We start from the raw sequence: 13,901 nt of genomic DNA on the forward strand, positions 1-13,901 counted from the left end.
TCAGGCCGTTGCCGCCGGATAACAGCGGGCCTGGTTCGGATGCCAGCGGGTGAACACCGCATCGCCCACCTGCAAACCAGAAAAGCTGCCAGTCTGCGGCATCGCGACATTCAACAAGTGCCCCGCTTGGTCGCGCACAATCACGGAACTGTTCGCGCCATTGAACAGAACCGCATCTACGGTGCACGCGCTGACATTGTCGCCTTCGCCTGCCCCATGATCGGACTTTGTCAGTTCCACCGCTTCGGGCCGTAAGAAGACTTGCGCCTCTTGGCCCGCGATAAGCTCAGAGCCGGGTGCTTCGACGCTCATCTCGGCACCGGCGGATGTCAGTGTCACCATTGCACCGTTTACGGAGGCAACCTTGGCATCGATTTTGTTCGCGTCTCCGACAAAGCCCGCCACAAAAGCGGTATCCGGCTTGTGGTAAATCTCGTGCGGGGGGCCGATCTGTTCAAAGCGCCCGTGGTTCATCACCGCGATATTGTCGCTCATCACGAGGGCCTCGGACTGGTCGTGCGTGATGTAGACAAAGGTCGTGTCGAAGGCAGCCTGAAGCGACTTCAATTCCACCTTCATGTGCTCGCGCAGCTTCAGGTCCAACGCACCCAGAGGCTCATCCAGCAACAATACATCCGGCTCCAGCACCATGCACCGCGCGATGGCCACGCGTTGTTTTTGCCCCCCTGAAAGCTGATTGATGCGGCGTGCAGCCACGCCCGGCAGACCAACACGGTCCAGAACCTCGTCCACCCGGCGGGCGATCTCAGTGCGCGCGACGCCGCGTTGACGCAGTCCAAACCCGACATTATCCCCGATGTTCATTGTCGGAAACAGCGCGAGGTGTTGAAACACCATCGAGACGGGACGCTTGTTGGGCGGCACGCCGATCATCGATTTCCCTTTGATCTGCAAGTCACCGCTGGTTGGCGATTGGAAGCCTGCAATCATACGCAACAATGTGGTCTTGCCACAGCCGGACGGCCCGAGAATGGAAAAAAACGACCCCTTCGACACGTCGAAACTGACTTGATCGACGGCGCGAAAGCTGTCGAAGTCCTTTGTCAGGTCGCGACATACAAGGTCAGGTTTCGTGTCAGTCATACACCCTCGCAGAGTAGAAAAGGGCGCGTCGAGGCGCCCTCTTCATCATGCTTTTGGGCTCAGTTCGCCGCATTGATGCGGTCCAGCGTGGCCCCTTCAAGCGTTTCGAGCCCGGCAGGAACGGGCGGATACCACTTGATGTTGTCGATAGCGGACTGATCAAAGCTGCCTTGGTAACGCGCTTTCAGATCAGCGCTGACACCGGCGTCACCGTCCACGGCGGCGGTGAAATTGCCCGCGGTGTTGGTGATCATCGCGGCGATGTCGGGCCGCATGACAAAGTTGATCCAGTCATAGGCCGCGTCATCCGCACGCCCACGTGCCGGCAGAACGAAGGTGTCGATCCAGCCCAACGCACCGGATGCGGGCGCGACAAAAGTGATGTCGGGATTGTCGGCGTTCAACTGCCAGCCACCGGTGTCCCATGCCATTGACGCCACAACCTCGCCCGAGCGCAGCAGGTTCTTGATCTCGTCCCCGCCACCCCAATAGGTTTTCACGTTGGGTTTGCAGTCGGTCAGCTTGGCTTCGACCTGGTTCAGGATGTCCTGGTACTTGGCCGTGTCATTGTAGGCAGCAAATGGGTCCAGCCCCATGGAATAAGCGAAACCGATCAGCGTTGGACGCTTGAGGCGATAGGACACCTTGCCAGCGACGGACGCGTCGCAAAGGTCGGTGTAATCCTGCACATCACCCGCTTGTGCGGTGTTTACCACAAGCCCGCTGGTGCCCCAGACATGCGGCAGGCCGTAAACCTCGCCGTCAAAGGTCGTGTTGCCCGCAGTGGCATCCAGCATCGACGGGATGAACAGCTCGGCGTTCACCTTTGACATATCGATGGGCTTGTAGATCCCGAACTCTTCCTGCGCGCTGGTGATCCGGTCCTGGCTTGGCTGCGCCAGATCGAACCCACCGCCATTGGTAGCGCGCAGCTTGGCGATCATCTCTTCGTTGTTGGAGGTCGTGACTTCGACGGTGTGGCCGGTCTCGGCCTCGAATTTCGCGATGACCTCCTCCGGTGCGTAACCACCCCATGTAAGCAGGCGTAACGTGTCGGCTTGGGCAATCGGCGCTGTCAGAGCCGTTGCGAAAAATAGAGATGTGGTAATTGTTGTGTTCATGATCTTTCTCCCTGTTGAATGTGTCCACTGACGCTATGAGACCAGTGATTTGTTACGAATTTAAGTCAGAGCCTCTGGCGGCAAATCGCGCCGCTAGGCAATCTTCAAAAGAAGCTCCCTCGTGTTTTCGGCGGTCATTTCAATAGGGTTGCCGCCAGTGCTAGGATCGCTCAGCGCGCCTGCGACCACCCGGTCAAAATCAAGATCTGCAATACCCAGATCGGTCAGCGTCTTGGGAATGCCCATGCGCGCGTTCAGATCATCGACAAAGGCACAGAACCCGTCAAATCCGCCTGCAATGCCCAAGTAGTTGGCTGCCATGTCAAAGCGGTCCGAGATGGCGGATTTGTTGAACTGCAAGACGGCGGGCATGCATACCGCGTTCGTCGTGCCGTGATGCGTGTGATAGATCGCGCCGATGGGGTGGGACAGCGCGTGGATAGCGCCCAGCCCCTTTTGGAAGGCCGTGGCACCCATGGCCGCCGCGGACATCATATGCGCGCGTGCTTCAAGGTCGGTGCCGTCATTGTAGGCGCGCGGCAGGTAGTCCTTGACCAACCGCATCCCTTCCAGCGCCATGCCTTGCGACATGGGGTGGTAGTGCGGAGAGGAGAATGCTTCCACACAGTGGGCAAAGGCATCCAGACCGGTGCCCGCGGTGATGAACTTGGGCATGCCCATGGTCAGTTCCGGGTCGCAGATCACGACTGAAGGCAAGAACTTGGGGTGGAAGATGATTTTCTTCTCTTCGGTTTCGGAATTGGTGATGACGCTGGCGCGCCCGACTTCGGATCCTGTGCCTGCTGTTGTCGGCACCGCCACGATGGGCGCGATGGCGTCCGCGTCGGCGCGGGTCCACCAGTCGCCAATGTCCTCGAAATCCCAAAGCGGGCGCGTTTGACCAGACAGAAACGCAACAAGCTTACCGAGATCAAGGCCTGACCCGCCGCCGAATGCCACGACCCCATCGTGGCCGCCGTCCTTGAAAGCGCGCACGCCCGCTTCGGCGTTCTTCTCGTTCGGATTGGGGTCCACGTCGGCAAAGATTGCGCGGCCCAGACCAGCCGCATCCAGCAGGTCGAGCGTTTTGGTGGTGATGTCCATGTCAGCCAGACCACGGTCGGTGATGAGGAGTGGTTTGGATATGCCCGCCGCTGTGCATGCGTCCGCAATTTCGGAAATGCGTCCAGCGCCGAAACGGATGGCAGTGGGATAAGACCAATTTGCAGTCAGCGACATGGAACTCGGGCCTTCTTCAGGTGATAGGATTTGGGGCGTGTCAGGTTGTGATAGCCGATCGACGACAGCCCACCCCCGCGCCCGGTGTCTTTGCAACCCGTCCAGCACAGGCCCGGATCAAGGTAGTCGGCGCGGTTCATGAATACCGTTCCAGTTTCGATCTGATCGGCAATTGCCTCGGCGCGGCTTACGTCCTGCGTCCAGACGGATGCAGTCAGGCCAAAGTCACTGTCGTTCATCAAGGCGATGGCCTGCGCGTCGTCTTTGACGGGCATGATGCCGACAACTGGGCCAAAGCTTTCCTCGCGCATGACGCGCATATCGTGTGTCACGTTTGTCAGGATTTGCGGAGACAGGTAGGCACCGCCGTCGTCTTCAGCGAATGTCGGAATGTGCGCGGTTGCACCTTGTTCAATCGCTTCGGCGGTTTGCGCGCGCACCGTATCGGCAAACCGCTTGTGGGCCATCGGGCCAAGCGTTGTATCCTCGTCCAACGGGTTGCCCAGCTTGTACCCGCTCACAATCTCGACCGCCTTGGCGACAAATGCGTCAAAGTGCTGTTCGGCCACATAAATCCGTTCGATCCCGCAACAACACTGGCCCGAATTGAACATCGCCCCGTCGATCAGCGTGTCCACTGCCGCGTCGATATCGGCATCGTCGCAGACATAGCCGGGGTCCTTGCCACCCAGTTCCAGCCCGATGCCGGTGAACGTGCCGGCGGCGGCGCGTTCCATCGCCTGACCACCGCCCACGGAGCCGGTGAAATTGACAAAGCCAAAGGACTTGGCCGCAATCAGGTCGGACGTGGTTTGATGATCCAGAAAGACATTCTGGAACACGTCCTCGGGGATGCCCGCCGCATGGAACGCTGCCGCCATATGTTCACCAACAAGCGGCGTTTGGCTCGCGTGTTTCAGCATCACCGCGTTGCCTGCGATCAGGGCGGGCGCGACCGTGTTTATTGCAGTCATGTAGGGGTAGTTCCAGGGCGCCACGACCAGAACCAGCCCATGCGGGACGCGTTTGATCACGCGGCGAAAGGTGGCGCTGTCCTCAATCTCGATATCTGCCAGCGCGTCTTTGGCAATGTCAGCCATGTAGGTTGCGCGTTCGTTGAAGCCGCCGAACTCGCCACCATAGCGGATCGGGCGGCCCATCTGACGGGCGAGCGCGGGCACAATCTCGTCATTCATTGCACCGACATTCGCCACCCCTGCCTGCACAAGGGCGATGCGCTCGTCCAAAGGGCGCGCTGCCCAGGCGGTTTGCGCGGACCGGGCGCGGGCCACTGCCGCGCGTGCCTCTGCCGACGACAGCGTGGGACGTTCCGCAAAGACAGAACCATCTATGGGAGAGATACAGCGGATCATGGTCAGGCCCTTTCAAAGCCGCGTGCGATTTCCCAATCGGTCACCACGCGGTCAAATTCTTCCTGCTCCCACTCGGCGGCGCGGGTGTAGTGATCAATGACGTCATCGCCCATCGCCGCGCGCAGAAATGCGGAGTTGCGCAGTGTTTCTGTTGCCGCGCGCAGGGTGCGTGGGATTTCGGTCGCCCCGCTGTCATCATACACATCGCCCGACGTCGCGGGCGCCAGCGCCATCTTGTCTTCGATCCCCTTGATCCCGGCGGCAAGCATCGCAGCCTGAGCGAGGTAGGGGTTCAGATCGGACCCACCGACCCGGCATTCAACCCGCACACCCTTGGTCCGTTCCCCACACAGGCGGAACCCGGCGGTGCGGTTGTCGACTGACCAGACCGTCTTGGTGGGCGCAAACGTCCCCTTGGCAAACCGTTTGTAGCTGTTGACGTACGGCGCAAGAAAGAAGGTGTAGTCAGGCGCATATGCGATCAGCCCAGCCATATAGTGCTGCATCAGCTCTGACATGCCCAATGGGGCGTCCGGGTCGTAGAACGCAGGTGCGCCGTTTTGCCAAAGCGACTGGTGCACATGGCTGGAGCTGCCGATCTTGTCATGGTGCCACTTGGGCAGGAAGCTGGCGGCATGTCCTTGCTGCCAGGCGATTTCCTTGACCGCGTTCTTGGCGATGGTGTGATGGTCAGCGCAATCGAGCGCGGCAGCGTAGCGGATGTTTAACTCTTCCTGACCCGTCTCGGCCTCACCCTTTGTGTTCTCGACAGGGATGCCCGCGCCAAACAGGTGATTGCGAATGGGTCGCATCACGCTTTCCTCCTTGGTCGTCTGGAGGATGTGGTAATCTTCGTTGTAGCCGCTTATCGGGGTCAGATCGCGAAAATCGCTCTTACGGATCTCGTCAAAGCTTTTCTCGAACAGGAAAAACTCGAGTTCTGTTGCCATCATCGCATCAAAGCCAAGGGCGGTCAGGCGGGCGACCTGCCTTTTAAGCATCGCGCGCGGCGAGTGTGGGACGGGTGCATGCGTGTGATGATCAAGCACATCACACAGAACCATGGCGGTGCCTTCGAGCCATGGCACGCGGCGCAAGGTCGTAAGGTCAGGTGCCATGATATAGTCACCATAGCCGCCTTCCCAGCTTGAGGCTTTGTAGCCCGGCGGGGTGGCCATTTCGAGATCGGTGGCCAGCAGGTAATTGCAGCAGTGGGTTTCTTGAAACGAGGTTTCCACGAAATTCACTGCATGGAACCGCTTGCCCAGCAACCGGCCTTGCATGTCCACAAGACAGGCAAGAACCGTGTCGACCTCACCCGCTGTCACGGCGTCTTTCAACGCATCAAATGTCATATTTGCGGCCACGGGTCTGATCCTTCTGTCCGGTGAAGCGCCCCCAACCGGTGGGGGCACTTGTTGTTTTCGGTACGCTTACTCGAAGTTGTAAGGCACACCGGCTTGGTTGATGACGCTGTTGTACTCCTTGAAGATGTTGACGATCTTCTGGTGTACCTCGCCTTCCTGAGCCACTTCTTCCCAGAACTCCTTGGCGGCGTTCTCAACCTCCGCCCACTCGCTGGCCGGAACCGACCGCAACTCCAGCTTGTCACCATTGGCACGCAATGCGGCCTCGCCACCCCAATACCATTGGTTGCGGTAGGTGTGCCCTGCTTCGGTTGCAGCCATCACCACCGACTTGAGGTGATCGGGCAACTCGGCCCAACGTTCTTCGTTCACGAACCAGGACCCGATCCACGCGCCCGAGATGTTGTTGGTCAGGAAGTAATCGGTCACATCGGCCCATCCCACGGTGTAATCCTCGGTGATGCCGGACCACGCCATACCGTCCAGCTCGCCGGTCTGCACCGCGACCTCGGCATCCTCGTACGGAATGTTCACAGGCACCACGCCAAACTTGGCAAGGAAACGGCCGGCAGTCGGGAAGGTATATAGCTTGAGCCCGTCAAGATCGGCGACGGACGTGATTTCCTTCTTGGTGTTGAAATTGCAAGGGTCCTGCCCCGCTGCCGACAGCCATTTGACACCGACCTTGGCGTATTCCTCTTCCCAGATTTCTTTGAGCCCGTACTGGTTGAACAGCACCGGTACATCGAGAATGTGCTTGGTTGCAAACGGGAAATAACCCCCGAACTGGCGCAGGGGCGTGGGAGACGCCATGGAGTCGTCGTCCGAATGCACACCGTCGATTGTGCCGCGTTGCAGAGCCTGAAACAACTCGCCCGTCGGAACGATCTGGTCGGCGTAGAACAGTTCGACCTCAAGCTCTCCGTTGGAGTTGGCGTTGATGTAGTCGATGACCGGCTTGGTCACATGTTCGCCCAAGGCACTGCCCGCATAGGTCTGGAAACGCCATTTGATCGCAGACTGCGCTTTGACAATCGAAGGGGTCGCCAACGTGGCGGCCGCGCCGATACCCGCGGATGATAAAAACTTGCGTCTTGTCGTCATTGGTATGTCCTCTCTGTTAATGCTCTTCTCAATGTGTCCCGGCATACGGGATCTCTGTTTTTGTCAATTTCCATAAACGTATCCCGGCAGCCAAAGCGCGATTTCGGGGAATGCCATGATCGTTGCCAGCGCCACGACCATCACGAGAACGAATGGCAGGATGGATGAATAGATGTCCTTCAACGAGATCTCAGGCGGCGCCATCGCGCGCATCAGGAACAGATTATAGCCAAAGGGCGGCGTCATATAAGCGATCTGCGTGGTGATCGTATACAGCACGCCGTACCAGATCAGATCAAAGCCAAGCGCACCTACAAGCGGTACGTAAAGGGGCGCAACAATCACCAGCATTGCGGTATCGTCCAGGAAAGTGCCCATCAGGATGAAGCTGAGCTGCATCAGGATCAGGATCATCCAAGGGCTCAGGCCCAGCTTTTCCGTGAACAGGCTTTCGATGGCCTTGACCGCGCCGAGCCCATCAAAGACCGCGCCAAAGGCCAGGGCCGCAAGGATGATCCACATGAACATGCAGGAAATGCCCAGTGTCTTGCGCACGGACGTTTCAAAGACTTCGCGAGTCATGCGACCCTTGAGCACAGCGGCCAGAAAGGCTGCGATGGCACCGATAGCTGAACTTTCGACAAGCGACGTCCAGCCGTTCACGAACGGCACCATCATCGCGAAGAAGATGAACAGCGGCAGCAAGCCCGCGCCAAGAAGTCGTATCTTTTCGCCCATCGGAATGTCGCGTTCTTTCTTGGGCAGAACGGGACCAAGCGACGGGTTTAGGCGACATCGGATCACAATGTAGATCACGAACATCGCGGCCATCATCAGTCCTGGTAAAACGCCCGCAAGCCACAATTGGCCCACCGGTTGGCGGGCAATCATTGCATAAAGCACCAGCACAACGGATGGCGGTACAAGGATGCCAAGCGATGATCCGGCTTGGATCACGCCGGTAACCATTCGTTTGTCATAGCCGCGCTTCAGCAACTCGGGCAGCGCGATGGTGGCTCCGATGGCCATGCCTGCCACCGACAGACCGTTCATCGCCGAGATCAGGACCATCAACCCGATTGTGCCCACGGCCAAACCGCCTGACAGGCCGCCCATCCAGACGTGGAACATTTTGTACAGATCATCGGCGATTTTCGATTCCGACAGGACGTAACCCATGAAAATGAACATCGGCAGCGTCAGCAGAGGATACCACTTCATCAGCTTGATCGCGGCAGCAAAACCAAGGTCGTACCCGCCCCGGTCCCCCCACAAGAAGAACGCGGCGACCACAGCCACAAAGCCAATCGCACCGAATACACGCTGGCCCGTCAGAAGCATCAGCATCATGGACGAGAACATGAGGATGGCGATGACCTCGTAGGACATCAGACTTTGGCCCCCATATCGTGGCCCCTGATACGCAGGATGTCCTTGAAGAACTCGGAAATCGCCTGCAGCAGCATCAGGAAGATACCGACCAGCATGATCGCCTTGATCGGCCACAGGTACGGTCGCCAGACCGAAGAACTGCGCTCACCCCCATAGCTGATGGAATACTGAAAGCTCTCCCACCCTCCCCAGAGCAAAAAGATCAGATACACGATCAAAAAGATCACTGTCATCGCATCGATCTGCGCTTTGCGATGGTCGCTCCATTCGCCATAGAGCAGGTCCATCCGCACGTTCGACCCCATCTGGATCGAGTAAGGCCCGCCAAGCATGTAGTAGGCGACCATTGCGAATTGGGCGACTTCCAGCGTCCAAAGCGACGGCACAAAGAACGTCTTGCTGATCGAGGACCAAAGCAGGATCGCCATCATAGCAAAGATGCCGTACATCACGACCCGCCCGATGCGATAATTCATGGCATCGACGATTTTGATGTATTTCATGACGGCGCTCAGCATGCCGCCGCCTCAAGGCTCGCCAACGCGCGCTGTATCCAAGCGGAAAGCGTATCGGCCATGGCAGATTGAGAGGCATCATCCGCGACAAGGTCGTTGCGCACCTCCAGCATGACATTCAAAAAACCACCCGGTAGCGCGTGTTCCTTCAACGTGTGCGTCACCCCGTCACCAGGGCCGTATGGCTCATTGCGGCGAACAATGTGATCTGCATCGGCTTCCGACAACAGCGCGTCTGCGAGACGAGTATCCGTATCATGCAGAATGCCAATTTCCACATCGCGCCGCGCGCCATGGTAGATCGGGGTGAAGCTGTGGACGGTGATGAGGATCGGCTCATCCAGTTCCGCAACGGCCTGCGACACGGCCTGCCGAAACGGCTCGTAATAGGTGTTGATACGGTCGGACTTCTGGGCCGCGCTCAAGTTTGCATTTCCGGGGATGTCTGTGATTTCACTACGTTCGGGCATTGCGTCACGTGCTTCCGGAGGACGATTGCAGTCGTAGACAAGCCGTGAGGTTTTCGCCGCGATCAACGTTGCATCCAGCCGTTTCGCCAATCGTTCCGCCAATGGCAGCGCCCCAAGGTCCCAAGCAATATGGCTTTTGAGCGCCTCCCCAGACAGGCCCAAATCGCTGAAATATTCTGGTATTTTCGAACTTGCGTGTTCGCAGACCACAACCAGGGATGACGGCGCTTCGGCTTTGCGCACATCAACAATGGCGTCATCCAACGGACGGTTCAGGTGATTCATTCCGGCTCCCACTATGGAAACGTCTTGCCAAGCGCGGTTTCTGTCAACACAATTGTGAGAAATTAATTACAGGACCAACAGTTCTGTTAATTTTCTGCACAATCACGAGGCGTCTGATATGACCGATGCAAAGCAGACAATCTCGGATCGTATTCAAGAGAAGCTGGACGACCTGACGCGCGCTGAACGTCAGTTGGCTTTGTCGATACTGGAAAACTATCCGGCATCCGGACTTGGTCCTTTGACGACGCTGGCAAAGGGGGCGCATGTTTCTGTGCCTACGGTTGCGCGAATGGTTCAAAAGCTTGGGTACAAAGGCTATTCAGATTTTCAGGCCGACCTGCGTGATGAACTCGGGGCCATTGCAAAAGGTCCGATTGCCAAGCACGAAACTTGGGCCGGTGCGGCGCCGTCAGAACATGTTTTAAACCGCTTCACCGAAGCCGTCATCGACAACATTCGCAACACTATGGCCCACATTGACCCGGTCGCCTTTGACGAAGCTTGCGCGCTGGTGGCCGATCAAACCCGCCATCTTTACATCGTTGGAGGTCGTATCACGCACACCTTGGCGGAATACCTGTTCATGCATCTGCAGGTCATCCGGCCAAACGTGACCCATGTCCCGTCCACATCAAACACTTGGCCCCACTACCTTTTGAACGCCGAAGATGGAGATGTGTTCGTTATTTTCGATGTCAGACGGTACGAAAACAATACGCTGAAGCTCGCTGAGCTCGCGCATGCGAGGCGCACCAAGATCGTATTGTTTACCGACCAATGGCGGTCGCCGGTGCATAGATTGGCCGATATCAGTCTGACAAGTCAGATCATCGTACCCTCGGCCTGGGACTCCGCCACGACGACCATGCTCCTTCTGGAAAGCATGATTTCCGCGGTGCAAACTTTGAATTGGGAAACAACCAGGGACCGGATGCAAGAGTTGGAAGACATCTTTGACAAGACAAAGCTCTTCCGAAAGTTCACCTGATGACGTGGGCGTTTACACACAAATTCGACAGGTAAATTTCGCTTTCGCGTCAAGGGTATATCGCGAAAAAGACGTTCTAAGTTCACGAGCGCAGAAGAACATGCGCCTTGTCCTTGACGACAGATGTCACTGTTGGATCGCCTTGCGCCATTTGCCGGGCGACACACCCACATGCTTTGTGAAGGTCGATGTCATATGCGGCTGGTTCGAGAACCCGGTCGCATAGGTAATGTCGGCCAGCGACTCTGCGGTTCCAAGCAGCATTTGCTTCACCCGCGCGATGCGCCGTTCGATCAGGAACTGGGCCGGCGACTGTCCGGTCGTCGCCTTGAACGCGTGGGTAAAGCTGTACACATCCATTCCGATCAGACCGGCAACCGTGTCCATGCCGCCGATATCTTCCATCTGCTCTTCGAGGTAGGCAACGACACGGGCCATGTCACGGTCAGCCAACGTCCGCACCTTCACATCCTTGACCTGCTCGGCGTTTTGCGACCGTAGAACCGCAACGGCCATCTGCTGAGTCAACAAATCTGCCTGCAAATCCGTGCCAATGTTCGGGCGGCGCGCCTCTTCCAGCAAGGCTTCGACCAATGTCTTGAGCCAGGGGTCAAATCTGCCGTGGAACCCGCGAGCAGCCACATTGTCAGGGTCCCCCTTGATCAGGGTCGCCGCGCAGTCCGAAAAAACTGACCGGTCAATATAGGCTTGCATGACGGTGCCCTGACCGGAAGCCCGCACTTCGAACGCAGAGTCGCATTGCAGAAAGCTCACACATCCGGGCAACAACACACCGTCCCACGTGTCGCCAAAAGCAAACTCGCCATCGAAATGGACACGATGTGACCCCGAGAGGTAGTATTCCAAAAAGAAGAAGTCGAAGCCGGGGACGGCGATCATCGCATCCCCCTGATCCGCAACCATGGCGTTCACGCGCCGCCAATTATGACCAGTCCGCTCGCTTATGTTGGTGTTCCAGTCCTTGGCCGTGACATCAATGATGTCTGCACGTGTGATTAACCCACTCATGACCGCACCGCCTTGCGCCATTTGCCGGGGGAGACGCCGACGTGTTTGGTAAAGGTCGACGTCATGTGCGGCTGATTTGAAAAGCCAGTCGCATAGGTGATATCTGCCAGCGTGTCGTTGGTTGTTCGCAGCAACTCTTTCACACGTGACAGGCGGCGTTGGATCAGGAATTGCCCCGGGCTTTCGCCGGTTGTCGCTTTGAACGCCTTGGTAAAACTGAAGACATCCATGTTCACCAGACCGGCCAGCGTATCCATGCCGCCGATGTCCTCGATCTGTTCTTCGAGATACGAAAGGATCTGCGCCAATTGGCCTTCGGACAACGTGTGTACTTTGGGCAGTTTGATCCGTGCACGATCTCGCCGACGCAATAACAAAAGAGCGATTTCCTGAGCGATCAGGTCAGCACGCAGGTCCGATCCCACCGCCGGGCACCGAGCCTCTTCGAGCAACTTGGCCGCAAGCATCTTGAACTGCGGATCAAACACCCCCTGAAATCCGAGCGGCCTGGTGCTGTCCGGATCGCCCCGCAATACGCTTTCGGACGTCTCGCGAACAACGGCATCATCAATGTAGATCTGTTGGTACTTGGCGAAACCGACAACAGTTTGCGACACGCTGGTATTTGGCTGGTTGTAGCCCACAGAGCCAGGCAACAACTTCACGTTGGTGTTTTCGCCATGCTCCATTTCCGAATGCCCACTGAGGTCGTGTGATCCGGTCAGACAGAATTCGAGCAAGTGAAAATCAATGGACGCGCCATGGATGGCACAATCGCCTTGATCCACGACAATGGTGTTGGTGCGTTTCCAACTGTGCTGAAATGACTCCGCCAAGTCCGCATTGAATTCATTGGACATCGCCCGAACCATCGCCGGTCGCGTGATCAGCCTCGTATCGGTCATGTCAGCTTTCCCGCACGGTAGTTGACAAGCGACACGCCCGTCTGCGCTCGGAATGCCGCATCCAATTCCGCGACGCTCTTGTAGCCAACTTGGCGGGCCAACGCCTCGTTGCTCATCTTCTTGCCAGATGCGTGAAGCCACGCCTGAACGATGCCAATACGGCGTTCGTTGCGGTAGCTTTCGATACTGCATCCCGTTTCGGCAGCGAACCCCTTGGCCAGCCTGTAGACACCGACATCCACGGCACGCGCCATGTCTTCCAGCGTGAAATCGCGGGTGAGATGCGCTTCGATGAAATCCACGGCGCGCCCGAACTGGAGGTCACTCAGATCGATGCCTGTACCCTCTCGCGTGTCGGGAACGGACACAAAATCATACAGTTGAGAAGCAAGCTGCAAGCCCATCGTATCGGCCCACACAGCTGAACGCCATTGTGCACCGGACTGGATGCTTTGAACCGTTTCCCGCATGGCCATGTGGTGTCGGCCCGAAAACCCTTCGAGATCCATGGGAGAGAACGCACGGTTGCTGCGGCGCTCCGCGACACATGAAAGGACCTCGGGTTGCACCAGCACATGGGTGCTTGTGGCCCGCCCCGCCATTTCGAACGTGGCTGACTGGCCTGCGGGAAGAAAGCACAATGTCCCAGGCTCCACGATCGAGCGCCGGGGATCCTTCAGCGCATCGAACGAGATGTCCGCCAATCCAAATCCATGGGTGCACAACGCAAGAAAGTGGCTTTGAAGGGGCGGGCTTTCAAAGGCTTCATTGCCTTGTTCGACCTCCAGCGCTTCGAGACCACTCCAATCGGAAGCTATCGTTGAGCCGGAAATGACCGCAGATGTCTCGGTCTCGAGAAAGTCGACAAAGCCTGCCTCGTCGACAGGATCAGGTTTATCTGCGCCTTGCTTGGACATGAACACCTTCCGATCTCGCGGCAACTCGAACCAAAACTGATTATCTGATCAATGACCTTTTTTTGGCACCTTTCAGATAGCCTACACCA

The 13,901-nt window shown here is 57.6% G+C and carries 13 protein-coding genes; 1 reads left to right on the forward strand and 12 read right to left on the reverse strand.

Annotated elements, in window-relative coordinates:
• From Q1A32_RS15275 to Q1A32_RS15315, 9 genes are all read right to left on the reverse strand, one after another.
• Complete coding sequence (locus Q1A32_RS15275; protein ID WP_299654929.1) at nt 1-1,104, reverse strand: ABC transporter ATP-binding protein; 1,104 nt, start codon at nt 1,102-1,104, stop codon at nt 1-3.
• Between the two features lie 59 nt (nt 1,105-1,163).
• Nucleotides 1,164-2,225 carry an extracellular solute-binding protein gene (locus tag Q1A32_RS15280; RefSeq protein ID WP_299654932.1) on the reverse strand — a complete coding sequence of 354 codons (1,062 nt, stop codon included), beginning with the start codon at nt 2,223-2,225 and terminating at the stop codon, nt 1,164-1,166.
• Between the two features lie 93 nt (nt 2,226-2,318).
• Entirely contained in the window at nt 2,319-3,464 is a 1,146-nt protein-coding gene (locus Q1A32_RS15285; RefSeq protein ID WP_299654935.1) for an iron-containing alcohol dehydrogenase, read from the reverse strand.
• Nucleotides 3,455-4,837 carry an aldehyde dehydrogenase family protein gene (locus Q1A32_RS15290; RefSeq protein ID WP_299654938.1) on the reverse strand — a complete coding sequence of 461 codons (1,383 nt, stop codon included), beginning with the start codon at nt 4,835-4,837 and terminating at the stop codon, nt 3,455-3,457. Before Q1A32_RS15290 ends, Q1A32_RS15285 begins: the two co-directional genes overlap by 10 nt.
• 2 nt (nt 4,838-4,839) lie before the next feature.
• Entirely contained in the window at nt 4,840-6,192 is a 1,353-nt protein-coding gene (locus Q1A32_RS15295) for a glutamine synthetase family protein (RefSeq protein ID WP_299655613.1), read from the reverse strand.
• Nucleotides 6,193-6,270: 78 nt separating this feature from the next.
• Nucleotides 6,271-7,308 carry a TRAP transporter substrate-binding protein gene (locus Q1A32_RS15300; protein ID WP_299654941.1) on the reverse strand — a complete coding sequence of 346 codons (1,038 nt, stop codon included), beginning with the start codon at nt 7,306-7,308 and terminating at the stop codon, nt 6,271-6,273.
• Between the two features lie 63 nt (nt 7,309-7,371).
• Nucleotides 7,372-8,697, reverse strand: a complete 1,326-nt coding sequence (locus Q1A32_RS15305) for a TRAP transporter large permease subunit (RefSeq protein ID WP_299654945.1) — start codon at nt 8,695-8,697, stop codon at nt 7,372-7,374.
• Nucleotides 8,697-9,218 carry a TRAP transporter small permease subunit gene (locus Q1A32_RS15310; RefSeq protein WP_299654948.1) on the reverse strand — a complete coding sequence of 174 codons (522 nt, stop codon included), beginning with the start codon at nt 9,216-9,218 and terminating at the stop codon, nt 8,697-8,699. Before Q1A32_RS15310 ends, Q1A32_RS15305 begins: the two co-directional genes overlap by 1 nt.
• Entirely contained in the window at nt 9,212-9,970 is a 759-nt protein-coding gene (locus Q1A32_RS15315) for an N-formylglutamate amidohydrolase (protein ID WP_299654951.1), read from the reverse strand. Before Q1A32_RS15315 ends, Q1A32_RS15310 begins: the two co-directional genes overlap by 7 nt.
• A gap of 118 nt (nt 9,971-10,088) precedes the next feature.
• Here Q1A32_RS15315 and Q1A32_RS15320 point away from each other — a divergent pair, with 118 nt between their 5' ends.
• Complete coding sequence (locus tag Q1A32_RS15320; protein WP_299611582.1) at nt 10,089-10,961, forward strand: MurR/RpiR family transcriptional regulator; 873 nt, start codon at nt 10,089-10,091, stop codon at nt 10,959-10,961.
• A 126-nt stretch (nt 10,962-11,087) separates the two neighbouring features.
• Here the strand turns inward: Q1A32_RS15320 and Q1A32_RS15325 are convergent, their stop codons facing one another.
• The 3 genes from Q1A32_RS15325 to Q1A32_RS15335 are packed head-to-tail and all read right to left on the reverse strand — an operon-like array spanning nt 11,088 to nt 13,812.
• Nucleotides 11,088-11,990 (reverse strand): AraC family transcriptional regulator, encoded by a 903-nt coding sequence (locus Q1A32_RS15325; protein ID WP_299654954.1) that lies wholly within the window; start codon nt 11,988-11,990, stop codon nt 11,088-11,090.
• A complete protein-coding gene (locus Q1A32_RS15330; protein ID WP_299654956.1) occupies nt 11,987-12,895 on the reverse strand; it encodes an AraC family transcriptional regulator in 909 nt (302 codons plus the stop codon). Before Q1A32_RS15330 ends, Q1A32_RS15325 begins: the two co-directional genes overlap by 4 nt.
• On the reverse strand, nt 12,892-13,812 hold the full coding sequence (locus Q1A32_RS15335) for an AraC family transcriptional regulator (RefSeq protein WP_299654958.1): 921 nt from the start codon (nt 13,810-13,812) through the stop codon (nt 12,892-12,894). The genes Q1A32_RS15330 and Q1A32_RS15335 overlap by 4 nt, the downstream gene beginning before the upstream one ends.
• Nucleotides 13,813-13,901: the final 89 nt, after the last annotated feature.

This window comes from uncultured Tateyamaria sp. (assembly GCF_947503415.1).
Taxonomy (GTDB): Bacteria; Pseudomonadota; Alphaproteobacteria; order Rhodobacterales; family Rhodobacteraceae; genus Tateyamaria.